Source organism: Rhizorhabdus wittichii (genome assembly GCF_017607425.1).
Taxonomy (GTDB): Bacteria; Pseudomonadota; Alphaproteobacteria; order Sphingomonadales; family Sphingomonadaceae; genus Rhizorhabdus; species Rhizorhabdus wittichii.
This window is the reverse complement of record NZ_CP059319.1, coordinates 5581424-5601604: the sequence shown is the minus strand read 5'-3', so window position 1 is coordinate 5601604 and position 20181 is coordinate 5581424. Positions and strand designations below refer to the sequence as shown.

At 63.1% G+C, this 20181-nt stretch carries 20 protein-coding genes and 1 pseudogene; 17 read left to right on the top strand and 4 right to left on the bottom strand.

Features of this window, described 5'->3' with window-relative positions:
• The first annotated feature begins 64 nt into the window (after window positions 1-64).
• The 3 genes and pseudogenes from HRJ34_RS29695 to HRJ34_RS26730 all read left to right on the top strand — a co-directional run.
• On the top strand, window positions 65-1297 hold the full coding sequence (locus tag HRJ34_RS29695) for a DUF3363 domain-containing protein (RefSeq protein WP_226949219.1): 1233 nt from the start codon (window positions 65-67) through the stop codon (window positions 1295-1297).
• A 216-nt stretch (window positions 1298-1513) separates the two neighbouring features.
• Window positions 1514-2728 carry a chloramphenicol/florfenicol efflux MFS transporter FloR gene (floR, locus tag HRJ34_RS26735; RefSeq protein WP_033945809.1) on the top strand — a complete coding sequence of 405 codons (1215 nt, stop codon included), beginning with the start codon at window positions 1514-1516 and terminating at the stop codon, window positions 2726-2728.
• A gap of 93 nt (window positions 2729-2821) precedes the next feature.
• Window positions 2822-2938, top strand: a pseudogene (locus tag HRJ34_RS26730) (DUF3363 domain-containing protein); the annotation flags it as partial.
• Here HRJ34_RS26730 and tetR(G) read toward each other — a convergent pair.
• Window positions 2935-3561, bottom strand: coding sequence for a tetracycline resistance transcriptional repressor TetR(G) (gene tetR(G), locus HRJ34_RS26725; RefSeq protein WP_024353490.1), 627 nt, complete (start codon window positions 3559-3561; stop codon window positions 2935-2937). The pseudogene HRJ34_RS26730 and the gene tetR(G) sit on opposite strands and share 4 nt — an antisense overlap.
• A gap of 104 nt (window positions 3562-3665) precedes the next feature.
• Between tetR(G) and tet(G) the strand changes: the two genes are divergently transcribed.
• Window positions 3666-4841 (top strand): tetracycline efflux MFS transporter Tet(G), encoded by a 1176-nt coding sequence (gene tet(G), locus HRJ34_RS26720; protein ID WP_208632936.1) that lies wholly within the window; start codon window positions 3666-3668, stop codon window positions 4839-4841.
• A gap of 89 nt (window positions 4842-4930) precedes the next feature.
• The gene (locus HRJ34_RS26715; RefSeq protein WP_226949218.1) at window positions 4931-5848 is read left to right on the top strand and encodes a LysR family transcriptional regulator; all 918 of its coding nucleotides are present in this window, start codon (window positions 4931-4933) and stop codon (window positions 5846-5848) included.
• Between the two features lie 34 nt (window positions 5849-5882).
• Here HRJ34_RS26715 and fabF read toward each other — a convergent pair whose 3' ends face one another.
• Window positions 5883-7145 (bottom strand): beta-ketoacyl-ACP synthase II, encoded by a 1263-nt coding sequence (gene fabF, locus HRJ34_RS26710; protein WP_081650885.1) that lies wholly within the window; start codon window positions 7143-7145, stop codon window positions 5883-5885.
• Window positions 7146-7149: 4 nt separating this feature from the next.
• Window positions 7150-7659 carry a winged helix-turn-helix transcriptional regulator gene (locus HRJ34_RS26705; protein ID WP_042061242.1) on the bottom strand — a complete coding sequence of 170 codons (510 nt, stop codon included), beginning with the start codon at window positions 7657-7659 and terminating at the stop codon, window positions 7150-7152.
• A 195-nt stretch (window positions 7660-7854) separates the two neighbouring features.
• On the opposite strand from HRJ34_RS26705, the gene HRJ34_RS26700 reads away from it, so the two are divergent.
• The 11 genes from HRJ34_RS26700 (at window position 7855) to trbF (ending at window position 18780) form a co-directional block, all read left to right on the top strand.
• On the top strand, window positions 7855-8814 hold the full coding sequence (locus HRJ34_RS26700) for a LysR family transcriptional regulator (RefSeq protein WP_035302746.1): 960 nt from the start codon (window positions 7855-7857) through the stop codon (window positions 8812-8814).
• Between the two features lie 124 nt (window positions 8815-8938).
• A complete protein-coding gene (locus HRJ34_RS26695) occupies window positions 8939-10927 on the top strand; it encodes a conjugal transfer protein TraG (protein ID WP_208632934.1) in 1989 nt (662 codons plus the stop codon).
• Window positions 10928-10937: 10 nt separating this feature from the next.
• On the top strand, window positions 10938-11417 hold the full coding sequence (locus HRJ34_RS26690; protein ID WP_208632933.1) for a CopG family transcriptional regulator: 480 nt from the start codon (window positions 10938-10940) through the stop codon (window positions 11415-11417).
• 147 nt (window positions 11418-11564) lie between these two features.
• On the top strand, window positions 11565-12560 hold the full coding sequence (gene trbB, locus HRJ34_RS26685) for a P-type conjugative transfer ATPase TrbB (protein ID WP_208632932.1): 996 nt from the start codon (window positions 11565-11567) through the stop codon (window positions 12558-12560).
• A complete protein-coding gene (locus HRJ34_RS26680) occupies window positions 12557-12889 on the top strand; it encodes a TrbC/VirB2 family protein (RefSeq protein WP_137709413.1) in 333 nt (110 codons plus the stop codon). The genes trbB and HRJ34_RS26680 overlap by 4 nt, the downstream gene beginning before the upstream one ends.
• Window positions 12889-13170 carry a VirB3 family type IV secretion system protein gene (locus HRJ34_RS26675; RefSeq protein ID WP_185920631.1) on the top strand — a complete coding sequence of 94 codons (282 nt, stop codon included), beginning with the start codon at window positions 12889-12891 and terminating at the stop codon, window positions 13168-13170. Before HRJ34_RS26680 ends, HRJ34_RS26675 begins: the two co-directional genes overlap by 1 nt.
• A 10-nt stretch (window positions 13171-13180) precedes the next feature.
• On the top strand, window positions 13181-15673 hold the full coding sequence (trbE, locus tag HRJ34_RS26670) for a conjugal transfer protein TrbE (RefSeq protein ID WP_208632931.1): 2493 nt from the start codon (window positions 13181-13183) through the stop codon (window positions 15671-15673).
• Complete coding sequence (gene trbJ / locus HRJ34_RS26665) at window positions 15670-16449, top strand: P-type conjugative transfer protein TrbJ (RefSeq protein WP_208632930.1); 780 nt, start codon at window positions 15670-15672, stop codon at window positions 16447-16449. Before trbE ends, trbJ begins: the two co-directional genes overlap by 4 nt.
• A 14-nt stretch (window positions 16450-16463) precedes the next feature.
• On the top strand, window positions 16464-16730 hold the full coding sequence (gene trbK-alt / locus HRJ34_RS26660) for a putative entry exclusion protein TrbK-alt (RefSeq protein WP_208632929.1): 267 nt from the start codon (window positions 16464-16466) through the stop codon (window positions 16728-16730).
• Between the two features lie 2 nt (window positions 16731-16732).
• Window positions 16733-18094, top strand: coding sequence for a P-type conjugative transfer protein TrbL (gene trbL / locus HRJ34_RS26655; RefSeq protein ID WP_208632928.1), 1362 nt, complete (start codon window positions 16733-16735; stop codon window positions 18092-18094).
• Window positions 18095-18096: 2 nt separating this feature from the next.
• Window positions 18097-18780, top strand: coding sequence for a conjugal transfer protein TrbF (gene trbF, locus HRJ34_RS26650; protein WP_450088466.1), 684 nt, complete (start codon window positions 18097-18099; stop codon window positions 18778-18780).
• Window positions 18781-18785: 5 nt separating this feature from the next.
• Here the strand turns inward: trbF and HRJ34_RS26645 are convergent, their stop codons facing one another.
• On the bottom strand, window positions 18786-19163 hold the full coding sequence (locus tag HRJ34_RS26645) for a nuclear transport factor 2 family protein (protein WP_226948973.1): 378 nt from the start codon (window positions 19161-19163) through the stop codon (window positions 18786-18788).
• 18 nt (window positions 19164-19181) lie between these two features.
• On the opposite strand from HRJ34_RS26645, the gene trbG reads away from it, so the two are divergent.
• The gene (trbG, locus tag HRJ34_RS26640; protein WP_404947178.1) at window positions 19182-20174 is read left to right on the top strand and encodes a P-type conjugative transfer protein TrbG; all 993 of its coding nucleotides are present in this window, start codon (window positions 19182-19184) and stop codon (window positions 20172-20174) included.
• The last annotated feature ends 7 nt before the right edge of the window (window positions 20175-20181 follow it).

Here is a 20181-nt window from a genome sequence, read left to right as displayed (position 1 = left end):
TGAGCAGACCCGCAAGCTGTCCGCCGAAATCGACCAGGACCGTTTCGCCCGCATCGATCGCGCCATGGCCGAGGAAGCCGATGCCCGTTTCGTCGACCTGCGCCACGAGCCGGCAGCGCCGAGGCGGCAGTTCGAGCGAACGCTACGCCTGCGCAGGCTCGCCAAGCTGGAGAAGATGGGGCTGGCGACCGAGCACGCGCCCGGTGTTTGGGAATTGAGCAAGGACATGGAACCGGTCTTGCGCGAGTTGGGCGAGCGGGGCGACATTATCCGCACCATGCACAAGGCGCTTGGGCCGCAGGGCGGCGAACGCGATCCCATGAGCTTCCAAATCCATGACGGAGCGCCCGAGACGCCCATCGTCGGCCGCGTCGTGGACAAGCACCTGTCCGACGAGCTGGGCGAGAACCTGACAATCGTGGTGGACGGGATCGACGGCCGCACACACCACATTGCCGGCATCGCGCCCGAGCGGCTGGAGGACGCCCGCATCGGCAGCGTCGTCCAGATCGGCCCGGCCGAGGCGGCAGCCCGACCGTCCGACCGCACCATCACCGCCATCGCCGAGGACGGCATCTATCGGCCGAGCCGTCATCTGGAGCAGGCGAAATTCGAGGGCCGCGTTCCCGGCGGCGACTATGAGGGCTATATCGATGCCCATGTCCGGCGGCTGGAGGCGCTGCGCCGGGCCGGCATCGTCGAGCGCATCGACGCCGACCAATGGCGCATCCCAGATGATCTGGTCAGCCGCGCGGCTGATTACGATGCCGGCCGCGACCGGCAGGCCAGCGTTCGCGTGCTTTCCCCGGTTGATCTGCAAAGGCAGATACGTTCGGACGGCGCGACATGGCTGGACCGGCGATTGGTCCAAGGCGAAACGGCCGACCTTGCGCCGACCGGCTTCGGGCAACAGGTCCGCGAAGCCATGGACCAGCGCCGCGAGCATCATATCGAACAGCGCGACGCCACGCGCAACAGGGACGGCCGCATCTTCTACCGGCGCAATCTTCTCGCCACCCTGCGCGAGCGGGAAGTTGCGCGCGCCGGTGCGGAGATGGCCGAGGGCAAGGCGCTGCCGTTCCGCGCCGCCAAGGATGGTGAGAGTGTCAGCGGCAAGTTCACCGGGACTGTCCAGCTAACGAGCGGCAAGTTCGCCATCGTGGAAAAGAGCCACGAGTTCACCCTTGTCCCGTGGCGGCCGATCATCGACCGCCAGCTCGGCCGCGAGGTCGCGGGTATCATGCAGGGCGGTTCGGTGTCGTGGCAGGTAGGGCGGCAGCGGGGGTTGGGGCTATAGGAGTCAACGATACCGCATTGCAACGCAACAACTAATTCGATAAGAGCTGCTATTCGTTTTCGTAATCGTGGAGCCATCAGCATGGGAAATTCCAAGTCAGCAGACAAGTAAGCCGCAACATCAGAATTGTTGTTGCGGCGCTCTGTAAGACCAATCCCATCTGATTGCTGACGAGCAGACGCTGCCCGGTATCCTTAATCGAGCGGTTGATTCGTCATGACCACCACACGCCCCGCGTGGGCCTATACGCTGCCGGCAGCCTTGCTGCTTATGGCTCCCTTCGACATCCTCGCTTCGCTGGCGATGGATATTTATCTTCCAGTCGTTCCGGCGATGCCGGGCGTCCTGAACACGACTCCATCCATAATCCAACTCACGTTGAGCTTCTACATGGTGATGCTCGGTGTGGGCCAAGTGATCTTTGGGCCACTCTCCGATCGCGTCGGGCGACGGCCGATCCTGCTTGTAGGCGCAACGGCTTTCGTTGCTGCGTCTCTGGGAGCGGCTTGTTCTTCAACTGCATTAGCCTTTGTTGCGTTTCGTCTGGTTCAGGCAGTTGGAGCATCGGCCATGCTGGTGGCCACCTTCGCGACCGTGCGCGACGTATATGCCAATCGTCCCGAAGGTGCCGTCATCTACGGCCTTTTCAGTTCGATGCTGGCGTTCGTGCCTGCGCTCGGCCCTATAGCCGGTGCGCTGATCGGCGAGTTTTGGGGATGGCAGGCGATCTTCATCACACTGGCTGCACTGGCTTCGCTCGCACTCTTAAACGCCAGTTTCAGGTGGCATGAAACCCGACCGTTGGATCAGGCCAGAACGCAACGATCTGTTTTGCCGATCTTCGCGAGTCCGGCCTTTTGGGTTTACACAGTCGGATTTAGTGCCGGCATGGGCACATTCTTCGTTTTCTTCTCGACAGCCCCCCGTGTTCTCATAGGCCAAGCCGGCTATTCCGAGATCGGATTTAGCTTGGCCTTCGCGACTGTCGCGCTGGTCATGGTCACGACAACCCGCTTCGCAAAGTCCTTCGTTGCCAAATGGGGTATCGCGGGATGCGTAGCGCGCGGGATGGCGTTGCTCGTTTCCGGCGCGATCCTGTTGGGGATCGGCCAACTTTTCGGATCGCCGTCATTTTTCAGCTTCATCCTGCCGATGTGGGTTGTCGCGGTCGGCATTGTCTTCACGGTGTCCGTTACCGCCAACGGCGCACTTGCGCAGTTCGACGACATCGCTGGATCAGCGGTTGCGTTCTACTTCTGCATCCAAAGCCTGATAGTCAGTATCGTCGGGACATTGGCGGTGACGCTGTTAAACGGCGATACAGCGTGGCCCGTGATTTGTTACGCCACGGCAATGGCAGTGCTGGTGTCGTTGGGGCTGGCGCTCCTTCGATCCCGTGATGCTGCCACCGAGAAGTCGCCAGTCGTCTAGCCGACGACTGGAAGCAAGCCCGCTCCGATGCGGCGCAATAATCATCGAAACCTTGTGAATGGCGGTATCCTGTCCGGCAAGATACCGCTCATTTCCCTTGTCCCGTGGCGGCCGGTCATCGACCGCCAGCTCGGCCGTGAGGTCATCGGCATCGTGCAAAGCGGATCGGTGTCGTGGCAGTTGGGGCGGCAAAGGGGCATAAGCCTCTAATCTGTTGTAGATGAACGCAGCCGCTCGAAACCAGCGATGAGGCTGTCGAGTCCGAAGTTGAACGCAGCATCCATGCCGTCTGTTTCCAACTCGTGAAACAGATCGTGCAGGAAGGACGACGGTGCTTGCTCGGACACATCTGGCCTGTCCGGAACTCTCTCATCGGCATCAGATGCCTGCTGCTCGAGAACGGAACCGACCACATAGTGACTGACCGCCCGGAGCGCCCAAACAGCGTGCTTCGGACCAAAGCCCGCCGCGCAGAGAAAGCGTATTTGTGTCTCGGCAGCGCCAAAATTCGGTTCTGTCGGTCGAGTGCCGGCATGGATGCGCGCCCCGTCGCGATAATAGAGCAACGCCGTTCTGAAACTCTGGGCGTTCTCTTTCAGGAATAGCCGCCAGTCTTCGTTCTCTTCGGGTAGCGAGCGGGTGTGGCGTTCCGTCAGCATTGCCTCGGCCAGTGCGTCAAGCAGCGCGCGCTTGTTCTGGAAATGCCAGTAAAGCGCAGGCTGCTGAACTTTGAGGCGTTCAGCGAGCTTTCGCGTCGTCAGGTTGTCCATGCCAACCTCGTTCAGCAGCTCCAGCGCCGCTGCGATCACGGTGCCCTTGTCCAGTTTGGTCATTCACGTTCCTTCGCCAACGCTTGACAATTTATCACCGATAAGTTCTATGTCCATGTCCTTATCATTGATAAAGTCGCTCGCATTGAGCGGCGCTGGAGTTTCAGGTGCGCAGCTCTGCCATCATCGCCCTGCTGATCGTCAGTCTCGACGCCATGGGACTCGGCCTCATCATGCCGGTCCTTCCGACGCTTCTGCGCGAGCTTGTGCCGGCGGAGCAGGTCGCTGGTCACTATGGTGCTTTGCTGTCACTCTATGCGTTGATGCAGGTCATCTTCGCGCCCGTGCTTGGACAATTTTCAGATGCTTACGGTCGGCGTCCGGTGCTTCTGGCTTCCCTTGCGGGGGCCGCAGTCGATTACACGATTATGGCATCAGCGCCGGTCTTATGGGTGCTCTATATCGGCCGGCTCGTCTCCGGCATCACGGGCGCAACCGGAGCTGTAGCTGCCTCAACCATTGCGGATTCGACGGGGGAAGGTTCTCGCGCACGCTGGTTCGGCTACATGGGGGCCTGTTATGGGGCAGGCATGATTGCCGGGCCAGCACTTGGTGGTATGCTCGGTGGTATTTCTGCCCATACTCCGTTTATCGCCGCTGCCCTTCTCAACGGCTTCGCGTTCCTGCTTGCCTGCATTTTTCTCAAGGAGACTCATCGCAGCCATGGCGGGACCGGAAAGCCGGTTCGCATCAAACCATTCGTTCTGTTCCGGCTGGATGATACATTGCGCGGGCTAGCTGCGCTTTTCGCAGTTTTCTTCATTATTCAACTGATCGGCCAGGTCCCTGCGGCCCTATGGGTCATATATGGCGAGGATCGTTTTCAGTGGAACACCACGACCGTTGGCTTGTCGCTCGCGGCGTTTGGAGCAACACACGCGATTTTTCAGGCGTTTGTTACCGGCCCTCTTTCAAGCCGGCTTGGAGAACGGCGCACGCTACTGTTTGGCATGGCTGCGGATGCGACTGGCTTCATTCTTCTGGCTTTTGCCACGCAGGGATGGATGGTGTTCCCGATTTTGTTGCTGCTTGCCGCCGGAGGTGTTGGCATGCCGGCCTTGCAGGCAATGCTCTCAAACAATGTCAGCAGTAACAAGCAAGGAGCTTTACAGGGAACGCTTACAAGCCTCACCAATCTAAGCTCTATCGCGGGACCGCTTGGCTTCACGGCACTCTATTCTGCCACCATAGGAGCATGGAACGGTTGGGTTTGGATTGTCGGCGCGATTCTCTATTTAATATGTCTGCCAATACTACGCAGACCTTTCGCAACTTCATTGTGATTGAGTCATGGCGAATTGGTATGCGTAGACTTACGAGGAATGACGGATTAAATCCGTTGAGCCATCATCTCCTCTCGGGGCGAGTGCCGATGATGACCTTAGTACACACTCTCGCTGTCGCCGAATATCTCAACTTCCGTCACGCCGCCAATGCGCTCGGCGTTGCACAGTCCAGCGTCAGCGCCCGCGTGAAGGCACTGGAAGAAGACCTCGGCATCCTCTTGTTCGAGCGTCATGCACGCGGCGTTCGGCTGACCGAGGCCGGACGCCATTTCGTCGAGCGGATAGCCGTAGGTATTGACCAACTCGACCATGCGGTGAAAACCGCCGGCATGGCGGCAGCCGGAGAAAGCGGCCGGCTTCGTATCGGTATCCATGCCCTGATTCCGCATAGCTTCCTCGCAAAGCTGATCGGCCAATACCGCAAGGATCACCCCGATGTTGAAGTCGAGATCGCCGAAGGCCCGGCCCGTGAAGCGGTGGTGCAGCTTCGCGCCGGCAGGTTGGACGTGGCGTTCGTCGCGGGCACGCCCCAACCACCCGACTGCCATTCCCGTCGCACATGGACCGAACCGCTCTTGGCGGTGCTACCGGAACGGCATCCGCTCGCCAAGCGGTCAGCCGTCACATGGCCCGATCTGGCAGGCGAGACGTTCCTTGTCCGGCATGGCGGCACTGGACCGCAGGTTCATAGCCATATCATGCTACGCCATGCCGAGCGCTGGCCTGCGCCGTCGATCCTGCGCTTCGACGTGGGGCGTGGCACCCTTTTGTCCTTGGTCGGACAGGGCTTCGGCATCACCATCGTCGGCGCGGCCACGGCGCTGTTGCCGTCAACCGGCATTGTCTTCTTGCCCTTCGCCGACGAGCCGGAGCCGGTCGCCTTCTCGGCTGTCTGGTCGCCGTCCAACCGCAGCGCGGCGCTTCGTAACCTGCTCAGTCTCGCCAACGACATGGGCCGGCAGGTCTGCACGAATTCAGTACTGCCACGGATAGCGAGGGCGTGAGCCGAAGTGGTCGCGGAAGCACCGTCCGGGACTGTTATTGCCATCGCCGGAAAGCGACACTTGCATTAACGCCGCCAAAGCCGAATCCGTTGGAAATGGCATGTTCCATGAGAACAGGCCGTGCAGATTGGCGAACCAGATCGATACCTACGGCAATAGGATCGGGGCTCTCCAAATTTCTCGTTGGGGGAGCGATTTGATCCCGTAAGGCGAGTATCGTGAAGATCGCCTCAATGCCGCCAGCGGCACCGAGTAAGTGCCCCGTCGCTGACTTCGTGGCGCTTACAGCTACATCATGATCGCCAAAAACGGATTTTATCGCGGCTATTTCTCCTCGATCCCCTACGGGGGTGGAGGTTGAATGAGCGTTCAGATGTTGAACATCGTTGGGCTTCAAACCGGCACTTTGTAGCGCGATTTTCATTGCACGGGCCGCGCCTCGACCGTCCTCTGGACCGGCAGTCACATGGTGTGCATCAGCGCTTGTGCCGTATCCTACCAATTCGGCTATGGGTTTGGCTCCCCGAGCAAGGGCATGTTCCAATTCTTCTATGACGATCAGACCCGCCCCTTCGGACATTACGAAACCATCGCGCTCGGTGTCGAACGGCCTTGACGCCATTTCAGGTGTAGTATTGTAGCCGGTAGATAGTGCTCGCGCGGCAGCAAATGCCCCGAGACTAACCTTGTCAATGCACGCTTCTGCTCCACCGCACAGAGCGATATCGGCTTCGTTGGAGCGTATCAGCCGCGCGGCGTCTCCGATGGCCTGAACGCTCGCAGCGCAGGCGGTTACAGGCGTGCCAATTGGGCCTGTAAATCCATGCCTGATGGTAACGTGTCCTGCTGCAAGGTTGGCAAGAAACGACGGCACGGTAAACGGTGAGAGCCTCCGTGCTCCCCGTGTATCCGTTATGCGAACTGCCGAAGCGATAGCAGGAAACCCGCCTATACCAGAGGCGATAATTGTCGCCGTGCGCTCACGTTCGTAGTCGCTCGTGGGATGCCATCCTGCCGTTTCAAGAGCCTCCTTCGCGGCCGCAAGTGCAAACAGAATGAAGCGATCCATTTTTCGTTGATCCTTTGTGTCAACGATTAAATCTGGATCAAAACCGGCTTCGGAATCTTCAATCAGGCTGGGAACGATTCCCCCGATTTTCACCGGTAGATCATTGGAGATTTCATCAGGCAAATTCCTGATTCCCGATTTCCCGTCGAGGAGTCTTTTCCAGCTTATTTCAGTGCCAGAACCAAGGGGGCCAACTAAACCCATGCCGGTTACAACAATTCGGCGCATTGGATTATTCCGTTTCTTTTTCTGAGCTTATTCGCTTCATGCGATTTATGACGCGCATCGTTTCCTCTGTTGCGGCGGGGCCTGCCAGAAGAACGGTGTTTTCGGGAGTGATTGCTTCTCCTGTATTCGCGTCGATGATAACGGCGGTCCTCTCCTGTCCGGTTTTCTTGTCACCAAGGCGCATGGCTATTTCATTGGGCGCAAGGTTCCGGTTCCCCCATGCGAACAGGGCGATTGCTACCGGATAGAAATCTCGCCCCTTGTCGGTAAGGACGTATTCAAATCGAGGCGGATGATCATTGTATCGTTGCCTTTCAAACAGTCCTTCCGCCGTGAGATGCTTCAATCGCCTCGCCAAAATGTTCGCGGAAATACCGAGATTCTTCTCGAATTCATCGAATTTGCTAAGCCCTTGGAAGGCGTCTCGCAGGATCAGGATGCTCCACCAGTCACCGACGCTTTCCAGCGCTCGGGCTGCGGGACACTCGAATGACAGAAAGCTTGTTCGTTGCATGACACATCCATAATGGTGTAACTTCCATCATGCAAGTCACTTATGCGCAGTAGGCAACATAGTAGGAGGGGTAATCCAATGCGTCATTCTAAGGGAGCCAAGCACCTGCGTCTGCTACGGCGTGGAACAAAGCACTGTAGTGGCATTTGAGCGATGCGGCGGCGATCAGCACCGATGGATGGTTGCCCATGGGGTATGCCGACCACGCTCGGATCGCGTATCCCCCTCGCATCGCTGATCCAGACACTCGCCGTCGCCGAATATCTGAACTTCCGCCACGCCGCCAATGCGCTCGGCGTGGCGCAATCCAGCGTCAGCGCCCGCGTGAAGGCGCTGGAAGAAGACCTTGGTATCCTTCTGTTCGAGCGTCACGCGCGCGGCGTCCGACTGACCGAGGCCGGACACCACTTCGTCGAGCGGATAGCGGCCGGCGTCGATCAACTGGACCATGCAGTGAAGACCGCCGGCATGGCGGCAGCGGGAGAAAGCGGCCGGCTTCGTATCGGTATCCATGCCCTGATCCCGCACAGCTTCCTCGCAAAGCTGATCGGCCAATACCGCGAGGACCATCCCGGCGTTGAAGTCGAGATGACGGAAGGGACAGCTCGCGAAGCGGTGATGCAGCTTCGCGCCGACCGGCTGGACGTGGTGTTTGTCGCGGGCACGCCCGAGCTGCCAGACTGCCACACCCACCCGATCTGGACCGAACAGTTGGTTGCCGTGCTGCCGGATGGGCATCCACTCGCCGGGCAGTCGGCCGTCACATGGGCCGATCTGGCAGGCGAGACGTTTCTTGTCCGGCATGGCGGCACAGGTCCGCAGGTTCATAGCCATATCGTGCTGCGCCATGCCGGGCGCTGGCCCGCGCCGTCAATCCTGCGCTTCGACGTGGGGCGTGGCGCGCTGCTGTCCATGGTCGGACAGGGCTTCGGCATCACCATCGTCGGAGCAGCTACGGCGCTGCTGCCCACGTCCGGCATCGTCTTCCTGCCTTTCGCCGATGAGCCAGAGCCGGTTGCGTTCACCGCCGTCTGGTCGCCGTTCAATCGCAGCGCCACCCTGAAAAACCTGCTCAACCTTGCAAACAATATGAGGCGTTGCGGCGATTCGCCCGGCCAGTTGCGCAGCGGCGATCACCCGGCCGGATGGCGGTGAACGCAACCCGTCCTATTTGCCGCCGATAGTATCCGGTAGCCCTCCCGCACCCCCTTTCCTGTTGCCTGTCCGGTTTTGCCTACTCTCTGATCGGCTCCGTTTCTTTTGCCGACTGGAGCCTGCATTGCGCGGAGGCCGAATCCTTTGGGGTCAAATCGCTGTCGTCTTCACCATCGTTCTGGTGATGGTGTGGGCAGCGACGCAATGGACGGCGTTCCGCCTCCGCTTCCAGCTCCAGCTTGGCAATCCGTGGTTCGAGCTGGCGGGCTGGCCGGTCTATTATCCGCCGGCCTTCTTCTGGTGGTGGTTTTCGTTTGACGCCTATGCGCCCGCAATCTTCGTCGAAGGTGCCATCATCGCGGCGTCCGGCGGTTTCATCGCCATCGCCGCCGCCATCCTCATGTCGATCATCCGGGCACGGGAGGCGCGCAACGTCGCCACCTATGGTTCGGCGCGATGGGCGGAGGATCGCGAAATCCGCGCCGCCGGTCTGCTCGGCCCCGATGGCGTGGTGCTCGGCAGATACGACCGGCACTATCTGCGCCATGACGGGCCGGAGCATGTGTTGTGCTTCGCCCCGACTCGCAGCGGCAAAGGTGTCGGGCTGGTGGTACCGACGCTGCTGACATGGCCGGGAAGCTGCATTGTCCACGACATCAAGGGCGAGAACTGGACTCTGACGGCCGGCTTTCGCGCCCAGCATGGCCGCGTCCTGCTGTTCGATCCCACGAACGCCAGATCGTCCGCCTACAATCCGCTGCTCGAAGTGCGGCAGGGGGAATGGGAAGTCCGCGACGTGCAGAACATCGCGGATATTCTGGTCGATCCCGAAGGCAGTCTCGACAAGCGCAACCATTGGGAAAAGACCAGCCATAGCCTGCTTGTCGGCGCGATCCTGCATGTTCTCTATGCGGAGAAGGACAAGACGCTGGCGGGCGTCGCCAACTTCCTGTCCGATCCCCGCCGCCCGGTCGAGGCAACCTTGCGCGCCATGATGGATACGCAGCATCTCGGCGAGGCGGGCGTTCATCCCGTCATCGCGTCGTCGGCCCGCGAGCTGTTGAACAAGAGTGAGAATGAAAGGTCGGGCGTATTGAGCACCGCCATGTCCTTTCTCGGCCTCTACCGCGACCCCGTGGTGGCGCGGGTGACGGCACGATGCGACTGGCGCATTGCCGATCTGGTCGGCAGCCGCCAGGCCGTCACGCTATACCTTGTCGTGCCGCCATCCGACATAAACCGCACCAAGCCGCTTATCCGCCTGATCCTCAACCAGATCGGCAGGCGGTTGACGGAGGAATTGACGACCTCCGGCAAGCGGCATCGGTTGCTGTTGATGCTGGACGAGTTTCCGGCGCTTGGCCGGCTCGACTTCTTTGAATCGGCGCTCGCCTTCATGGCGGGTTACGGCATCAAAGGCTTTCTGATTGCGCAGAGCCTCAATCAAATCGAACGCGCCTATGGGCCGAACAACGCCATTCTCGACAATTGCCACGTGCGCGTCAGCTTTGCCACCAACGACGAGCGCACCGCCAAGCGCGTGTCGGACGCGCTCGGCACCGCGACCGAGTTGCGGGATTCCACCAACTATGCCGGTCACAGACTAGCCCCGTGGCTCGGGCATCTCATGGTGTCGCGGCAGGAGACGGCGCGACCGCTGCTTACGCCCGGCGAAATCATGCAGCTACCGCCGACAGACGAAATAGTCATGGTCGCGGGCACGCCGCCGATCCGCGCGACCAAGGCCCGCTATTTCGAGGATTCACGGTTTCAGGAACGCATCCTGACCCCGCCCGATCTGGTCGCCGCTCCGCTGGCGCCCAGCCCATCCGCCGATGATTGGTCCGGCCGCGTGGTCGCGGCGGAAAGCGGTTCCGCGACCGACGCGGTAGACGGGACCGAGGGCGATCCGGCCAATGCCGGCATCCGCCGCGAGCCGGAATTGCCCGAGCATGAGGAAGTCGTCGCCCCGCCGCCGTCGCCCAAACAGGAGTTCGAGTTTCTGGACGACGAGCCGGACGTTGACGCGGCCAAGGCCCGCGCCATGCGCCAGCGCATGAGGATGGTGGCGCGGCAGGTGGCGATGAACCCCGATGATGGAATCGACCTTTGAGGATACGCCCATGGCAACCAGAACCCGCCTGAATCTCTATTTCGACCCCGCGCTCATTCCACAGATCGAGGCGATGGCGCTGCGCCGCTCGGTGGCGCTGCGCCGCAATGTCTCGAAATCCGCCATCGTTGAGGCGGCGGTCATGTCCTACCTGTCCGGCGATTCCGCCGACCAGCTTGAAGCCGCCATGTCGCGCCGCTTGGACAAGCTCGGCCGCCAGATCGACACGCTCGACCTAGATCTCGCCGTCCTTGGCGAGGCGGTCGCGCAGTTCATCCATTTCTGGATGACCCTCACGCCGCCGCTTGCGGGAGCCGCACAATCCGCTGCCCGCGCCAAAGGCGCGGAGCGCTTTGAGGGCTTCATGCAGAATCTCGGACGGCGTCTGGCGACGGGCGACAGGTTCCTCAAAGAGCTGTCGCGTGACCTCGACTCACTTCCCGACGATCCGTTGCCGGACGAGTCCGAGAGCAACGGCGATCAAGAATAAGTATTCGGACCCATCCGATTTACCGCCGTTCGCCGCCGATCACCGCACGCAGCTAGATACTTGTTGAACCGGCCAGATTTCGGCCTCTCTTAATCGACCCCGATCCGGGGATGGCCTGTCGCGTCCCCGCAAGAAGCCGGGGCCGACATGACCACCAACCACCAAAGACCGGAAGCCATTGCGCGCGGCGCACGCATGTTGCGCACCGCGCTCGGCCCCGCCATTGCCCGGCTGCTCGAAGACCCGGCCGTGGTCGAGGTGATGTTGAACCCGGACGGGCGGTTGTGGATCGACCGCCTGTCCGAAGGGCTTTCCGATACGGGCGAGCGCCTGTCCGCCGCCGATGGCGAACGCATCGTTCGGCTGGTCGCGCATCATGTCGGCGCGGAGGTTCATGCCCGCAGCCCGCGCATCTCGGCCGAGCTGCCGGAGTCTGGCGAAAGATTCGAGGGCCTGCTGCCACCCGTGGTCGCCGCCCCGACCTTCGCCATCCGCAAGCCCGCCGTCGCCGTGTTCAGCCTCGACGACTATGTGGCGGCGGGGATCATGTCCGCCGATCAGGCCGCGACGCTACGCGCGGCCGTTTCTTCCCGCGCCAACATCCTCGTGGCGGGCGGCACCAGCACCGGCAAGACCACGCTGACCAATGCGCTGCTCGCCGAGGTGGCGAAGACGGCGGATCGCGTCGTCATCATCGAGGACACGCGCGAACTGCAATGCGCCGCGCCCAACCTTGTCGCCATGCGGACGAAAGACGGCGTGGCGACGCTTTCCGATCTGGTCCGTTCCTCGCTGCGCCTGCGCCCGGATCGCATCCCCATCGGCGAGGTGCGCGGATCGGAAGCCCTCGACCTTCTGAAAGCGTGGGGCACCGGCCATCCGGGCGGGATCGGCACCATCCATGCAGGCACCGGCATCGGTGCGCTCCGTCGCCTTGAACAGCTCATCCAAGAGGCTGTCGTCACCGTCCCGCGCGCCCTGATCGCCGAGACAATCGACCTTGTTGCCGTCCTTTCCGGGCGCGGTTCCGCGCGCCGGCTGGCCGAGCTTGCCCGCGTCGAAGGGCTGGGGCCGGACGGCGACTATCGCATCACGCATCCCATCCCTTTGGCAATCCCCACCAGCACAGGAGAATCTTCATGATCCGCACGCTTTCGCGCGGCTATCGCCGCATGGCGACCGCCGCATCCGCCCTTGCCATCAGTCTCATGCTCGCCCCGGCCGCTCATGCGTCCGGTTCGTCGATGCCGTGGGAACAGCCCTTGCAGCAAATCCTCCAGTCCATCGAGGGGCCGGTCGCCAAGATCATCGCCGTCATCATCATCATCGTGACCGGCCTGACCCTCGCCTTTGGAGACACCAGCGGCGGCTTCCGTCGCCTGATCCAGATCGTGTTCGGCCTGTCCATCGCCTTCGCGGCGTCGAGCTTCTTCCTGTCGTTCTTCTCGTTCGGCGGCGGGGCGCTCGTTTGATGGCGGGCGGCCTCGAACAGCTCGACGCGGTGCCGGGCTTCACGGTCCCGGTCCATCGTGCGCTGACCGAGCATATCCTGCTCGGCGGCGCACCGCGCTCCATCGCCATCATGAACGGAACGCTGGCCGGGGCCGTGGGCCTCGGCCTGCGCCTCTGGCTAGTCGGCCTCGCCATATGGGCCATCGGCCATTTCGCGGCTGTATGGGCGGCGAAGCGCGATCCCCAATTCGTCGAGGTCGGGAGGCGGCATCTCCGCATCCCCGGCCATCTGGCGGTGTGAGGGCGCGACCATGATGAATCTTGCCGAATACCGCCGCACCGCCACCCGGCTTGCCGACTATCTGCCATGGGCCGCGCTGGTCGGCTCCGGCGTCGTCTTGAATAAGGACGGGAGTTTCCAGCGCACCGCGAAATTTCGCGGTCCCGATCTGGATTCCGCCGTCGCGGCCGAACTGGTCGCCGTCGCCGGCCGCATCAACAACGCCGTGCGCCGTCTCGGCTCCGGCTGGAGCATCTTCGTCGAGGCGCAGCGCAGCGAGGCGGCGACCTATCCCGACAGCATGTTTCCCGATCCCGCGTCAGCGCTAGTCGATGCGGAACGCAGGGCCGGGTTCGAGGAAGCGGACGCGCATTTCGTGTCAGGCTACTTCCTCACCTTCCTCTGGCTGCCCCCGGCCGAGGAAGCGGCCCGCACTGAGGCATGGCTCTATGAGGGCCGCGAGAAAGCGGGCGTGGACCCGTGGGAACTGCTGCGCGGCTTCATCGACCGCACCGACCGCGTGCTGGCGCTGCTCGACGGCTTCATGCCCGAGTGCCGTTGGATGGATGACGGCGCGACGCTGACCTATCTCCATTCCACCATCTCGACCAACCGCCATCGCGTGCGCGTGCCCGAGGTGCCCATGCACCTCGACGCGCTGCTCGCCGACCAGCCGTTGACTGGCGGGCTGGAGCCGCGCCTTGGCGACGCGCATCTGCGTGTCCTGACCATCGTGGGATTCCCGACGGCGACGACGCCGGGCCTGCTCGACGACATGAACCGGCTGCCGTTCCCCTACAGGTGGAGCACGCGCGCGATCCTGCTCGACAAGACCGATGCGACCCGGCTGCTGACCCGCATCCGTCGCCAGTGGTTCGCCAAGCGCAAGAGCGTCGCCGCGATTCTGAAAGAGGTGATGACCAACGAGGCGTCCGCCCTTGTGGACACCGACGCCGCCAACAAGGCGCTCGACGCCGACATGGCGTTGCAGGAGCTTGGGGCGGACGTGGCGGGCATGGCCTACGTCACGGCGACCGTCACCGTATGGGATGCCGACCCGCGCGTGGCGCAAGAGAAGCTGCGCCTGGTTGAGAAGATCGTTCAGGGCCGTGACTTCACCGCCATGCCCGAAACGGTCAACGCCGTTGACGCATGGCTCGGCAGCCTGCCCGGACACGCCTACGCGAATGTCCGTCAGCCGCCCATCAGCACTTTGAATCTCGCCCACATGATCCCGCTTTCAGCGGTGTGGGCGGGGCCGGAACGGGACGAGCATTTCGGTGCACCCCCTTTGCTCTTTGGAAAGACCGAAGGCTCAACCCCGTTCCGGCTAAGTCTCCATGTCGGCGACGTAGGCCACACCCTTGTCGTCGGCCCGACCGGCGCGGGCAAATCCGTGTTGCTCGCCCTCATGGCCTTGCAGTTCCGCCGCTACGCAGGATCGCAGGTTTTCGCCTTCGACTTCGGCGGCAGCATCCGCGCCGCCGCGCTCGCCATGGGCGGCGACTGGCATGACCTCGGCGGCGGGCTGACAGAAGGGGCCGAGGCGTCCGTCTCGCTCCAGCCGCTTGCCCGCATCCACGATACCTATGAACGCGCATGGGCGGCGGACTGGATCGCCGCCATCCTCATGCGCGAGGGGCTAACCATCACGCCCGAGGTCAAAGAGTATCTTTGGACGGCGCTGACTTCGCTGGCCTCGGCCCCCGTCGAGGAACGCACCATCACCGGCCTTGCCGTGCTGCTGCAATCCAACGATCTGAAACAGGCGCTCCGGCCGTTCTGCGTCGGTGGGGCCTATGGCCGGTTACTCGACGCCGAGACAGAGCATTTGGGATCGGCGGACGTGCAGGCGTTCGAGATCGAGGGGCTGGTCGGGACCGGCGCGGCTCCGGCCGTGCTCGCCTACCTGTTCCATCGGATCGGCGACCGGCTCGACGGGCGGCCGACGCTTCTCATCATCGATGAAGGCTGGCTCGCGCTGGACGACGAGGGTTTCGCCGGCCAGCTCCGCGAATGGTTGAAAACGCTACGCAAGAAGAACGCCAGCGTCATCTTCGCCACGCAAAGCCTGTCCGACATTGACGACAGCAACATCGCGCCGGCCATCATCGAGAGCTGCCCGACGCGGCTCTTGCTGCCGAACGAGCGGGCCATCGAGCCGCAGATTACGGCCATCTATCGCCGCTTCGGCCTCAATGACCGACAGATCGAAATCCTCGCAAGGGCAACGCCCAAGCGGGATTATTACTGCCAAAGCCGCAGGGGCAATCGCCTGTTCGAGCTTGGCCTGTCCGAAGTCGGCCTCGCGCTCTGCGCCGCATCATCCAAGTCCGACCAGACGCTCATTGCGCAGATCGTCACTGAGGCCGGCCGCGACGGCTTCCTCTCCGCATGGCTGCGCGAGCGCGGCGTCGAGTGGGCGGCCGGCCTGATCCCGAACCTCACCAATCTTGCCGACCGGCCGGAATCCGCCGCGCCGGCCCGGCTCGATACCCACCCCACACAGGAGATTCTTCCATGACCTATCCCAAGATCGTCGGGGCCTCGGCCCTCGCGCTGGCGCTGGCGCTGGCCTTGCCCATCGCGCTTTCGCCCGTGCTGGCAAGCCCGGCCTACGCACAGTTTTTCGGCCGCATCGTTTATGACCCGTCCAACTATGCGCAGAACGTCCTCACGGCCGCCCGGACGCTGGAGCAGATCAATAACCAGATCACCAGCCTCCAGAACGAGGCGCGGATGCTCATCAATCAGGCCCGCAACCTTGCGAGCCTGCCGCATAGCTCGCTCCAGCAGCTCCAGCAGAACGTCCAGCGCACGCAGCAGCTTCTCGGGCAGGCCCAAAATCTCGCGTTCGAGGTCGGCCAGATCGACCAAGCGTTCCAGAGCCAATACGGCAATGTCTCGCTTTCGGCGACCGACGCCCAGCTTGTCGCCGACGCGCGCGGCCGTTGGGAAAATACGGTTGGCGGTTTGCAGGACGCCATGCGCGTGCAGGCTGGCGTCGTCGGCAATATCGACAGCAATCGCGCCGAGATGGCCGCGCTTGTCGGCCAGAGCCAAGGCGCGACCGGCGCGCTGCAAGCCACGCAGGCCGGCAACCAGCTCCTTGCCCTCCAGTCGCAGCAGCTTTCCGACCTGATCGCGCTCATCTCGGCGAACGGGCGGGCTGATGCGCTGACCGAGGCCGAGCGCGCGACCGCTGCCGAACAGGGCCGCGAGCAGCGTCGCCGCTTCCTCACGCCGGGCAGCGGATACCAGCCGGGCAACGCGCAGATGTTCAACAACGGCAACAACTGACCGGGAGGCTCGCCATGGACGGCAAGATGCTGGCCCGGCTCGGGGCCGTGGTGTTCGTTGCGATTGCCTTGACAGTGACCGCAATCGACATGGCGCGGAAGGACGAACCTTCCGCGCCACCCCCAGCGCCGGCCTTCCAGCCCCCGGCCGATCCCTTGCGCGAAACTCTGCGCCGCTGCCAGCAGCTCGGCGAGGCTGCCGCCAGCGATGCCGGCTGCCTCGCCGCATGGGCCGAATCCCGCGACCGCTTCCTCGGCCTTGATCGCAGCGAGGCGCGCTGACCATGGGCAACACGGGCGTCATCGACAACTTCCTCGGGGTCTTCACCTCATACATCGACAGCGGTTTCGGCCTGCTCGGCGGCGAGGTGGCGTTCATCGCTACGACGCTGATCGTCATCGACGTGACGCTCGCCGCGCTCTTTTGGGCATGGGGCGCGGATGACGACATTATCGCGCGGCTGGTCAAGAAGACCCTGTTCGTGGGCGTCTTCGCCTACATCATCTCCAACTGGAACAACCTCGCCCGCATCGTCTTCGAGAGCTTCGCCGGTCTCGGCCTCATGGCATCGGGCACCGGCTTTTCCGTCACCGATCTGATGCGGCCGGGCCGTGTCGCGCAGACCGGCCTCGACGCCGGCCGCCCGCTGCTCGACTCTATTTCCGACCTGATGGGCTGGATCGCCTTCTTCGAGAACTTCATCCAGATCGCGTGCCTGTTGTTCGCGTGGGCGCTGGTCGTGCTCGCCTTCTTCATCCTCGCCATCCAGCTTTTCGTGACCCTGATCGAGTTCAAGCTGACCACGCTCGCCGGCTTCGTGCTGATCCCTTTCGGCCTGTTCGGCAAGACCGCCTTCATGGCCGAGAAGGTGTTGGGCAACGTGGTGTCCTCCGGCATCAAGGTCTTGGTCCTCGCCGTCATCATCGGCATCGGTAGCACCTTGTTCAGCCAATTCACCGCCGGTTTCGGCGGGGCAACCCCGACCATCGACGACGCCATGGCGATTGTGCTCGCCGCGCTGTCGCTGCTCGGCCTCGGTATCTTCGGCCCCGGCATCGCCAACGGCATCGTTTCGGGCGGCCCGCAGCTTGGCGCAGGCGCGGCCGTGGGAACCGGCCTTGCGGTTGGGGGTGCGGCCGTCGCCGCTGGCGGCGCGACCATGCTCGCCGCCAAGGGCGGTGCTGCTGCCCTGTCCGGTGGGGCCGCGGCCGTTCGGGGCGGCGCTGCCACCGCGGGCGCAGCGACCGCTGCCTATAGCGTCGGCTCGCTCGGCCAGTCCGGTGCGGCCGGTGTCGCCTCCGGCCTCGGCGGCGTCGCGCGCGCCGCAGGATCGGCGGCCATCTCGCCCCTCAAACGCGCCGCCGCGCGCGCCAGCGAATCCGTCAAATCCAGCTTCTCCGCTGGTGCGAAAGCCGGTTTCGGCGCGTCGGGCGGCAGCTCGACCATGGGCACGGTCGGCGGCACGAACGCCAATCCCGCCGCAGCAGCGTCCGGCCCGGACGGCAGCCCGCCCGCATGGGCGCAGCAGATGCGCCGCTCGCAGGCCCTCAACCACGGCACCACCATGACCGCCCATGCCGTCCGTTCCGGCGACGGCCACGGTTCCGGTTCCTCCATCAACCTTTCCGAAAGTGACCGCTCATGAGCATCTTCAAACGACCAGCCACCCATTACGGCAAATCGCCCGAACCCGAGACGCCCTATCAGAAGGCGGCGCAGGCATGGGACGAGCGTATCGGCTCGGCCCGCGTGCAGGCGAAAAACTGGCGCATTATGGCGTTCGGTTCGCTGATCCTTTCGGCCGGCTTCGCCTCGGCGCTGGTGTGGCAGTCCGCACGCGGGACCGTGGTGCCGTGGGTAGTGCAAGTCGATGATCTCGGTCAGGCGCAGACCGTCGCGCCCGCCAATGCCGACTATCGCCCGACCGATCCGCAGATTGCTTTCCATCTCGGCCGATTCATCGAGCAGGTGCGCGCGATCCCGGCCGACGCGATCATTGTCCGCCAGAACTGGCTTCGCGCCTATGAGTGGACCACGGATCGCGGCGCGGCGGCATTGAACGACTACGCCCGCGCCAATGACCCCTTCACCAAGGTTGGCCGCCAACAGGTCGCCATCGAAGTGTCATCGGTCATCCGGGCATCGCCGGATTCCTTCCGCGTGTCGTGGGTGGAGCGGCACTACGAGAACAGCCAGCTCTCCACGACCGAACGATGGACCGCCATCCTGACCATCGTGATCCAGACCCCGCGCGATGCCGAGCGACTGCGCGCCAATCCCCTTGGCATCTACGTCAATGCAATTTCGTGGTCGCGGGAGATGAGCCAATGAAAACCTCAGCTTGCATCAATCACCTCGCTGATCTTTCCCTCGGAGATCATGAAAAACGAGGTGCCCGTCATCTCGATCTCCTGCCCGGCCTTCCAGCCATTGGGCAGGTCGGTCTTGACCTTGGCGCGATAGCCGATGCGCACGGCTGCACGGTCGTCTATCGCGATACAGTCGAGGATCGTCTGTTCTCTTTCAGCAAACAACTGGACGCCCTGTTCCGCCAGCGCGCGGAATGCCTCGATCCCGTGCGTTTCGTTCGTCGTCTCTCCGTTCGATCTGTTGATAAACCGAACGTCGACCGACAGGCAGTCGAGCATCGCCTGAACATTCATCCTGTTGTAGGCGTCGATATACCGGGCAACAATCGTCGGCACAGAATCCATTCTGTCGGTTCCTCCTTACTGATCCTGAAGTCGCTAACCTATGCGATTTTTGCGACGGCGTTTGCAATTACTTTGGCAGGCTGCGCGACCAACCGGACACCGCAATTCAGCTACGATGCCAGCGTACCGCCGCTGCCGACCGTGCAGGCGGCGGCAACCGACAACACGCCCCGGCCGCTGCTTGTGCCCCCGGCATGGACCGTGGCGCGCGGCGGCACCGCCGCAGGCACGCCGACCGGCCGCGTCGAGAACGCAAATGCCGCCGCCCGCGTCGAGCCGCGCCGGGAAGGCTACTACAACGCCATCCAGATTTATCCGTGGTCGGAAGGCGCGCTCTATCAGGTCTATGCCGCAGTCGGGCAGATCACGACCATTGCGCTGGAGCCGGGCGAGAGCCTGACAGACGCGGGGCCGATCGCGGCCGGCGATACGACAAGGTGGATTATCGGCGACACCGAGAGCGGCAGCGGCGCGAACCGCCGCGTCCAAATCCTCGTGAAGCCCACGCGCCCGGACATTTCCACCAACCTTGTCGTCACCACCGACCGGCGCACCTACATGATCGAGCTGCGCGCGCGGGAATCGCTCTACATGCCGGCCGTGGCATGGGCCTATCCCGCGACGCCAGCAAGCCAGCGCCAAACCGTTCCAGCCGCACCGATTATCCCGGCCGAGGCCGCGAGGAATTATCGCTACGGCCTGACAGGTGACAGCCCGCCATGGCGGCCGGTTTCCGTCTTCGATGACGGCCGGCGCGTCTATGTCGTCTTCCCGGCCGGGATCGTGCAGGGCGAAATGCCGCCGATTTTCGTGCTCGGCACGAATGGCGAACCGCAGATCGTCAACAGCCGAGTCCACCAGAACGTCCTGATCGTGGACCGTCTGTTTGGCGCGGCCGAGCTGCGCCTTGGCAGCGGCAACCGCCAGCAGGTCGTCAGGATCGTTCGCATCAACCCGACGCAGGCCGCCGCCGCGCGGCCCGCCAACGCGACCGGAGACTCCCCGTCATGACAGACAA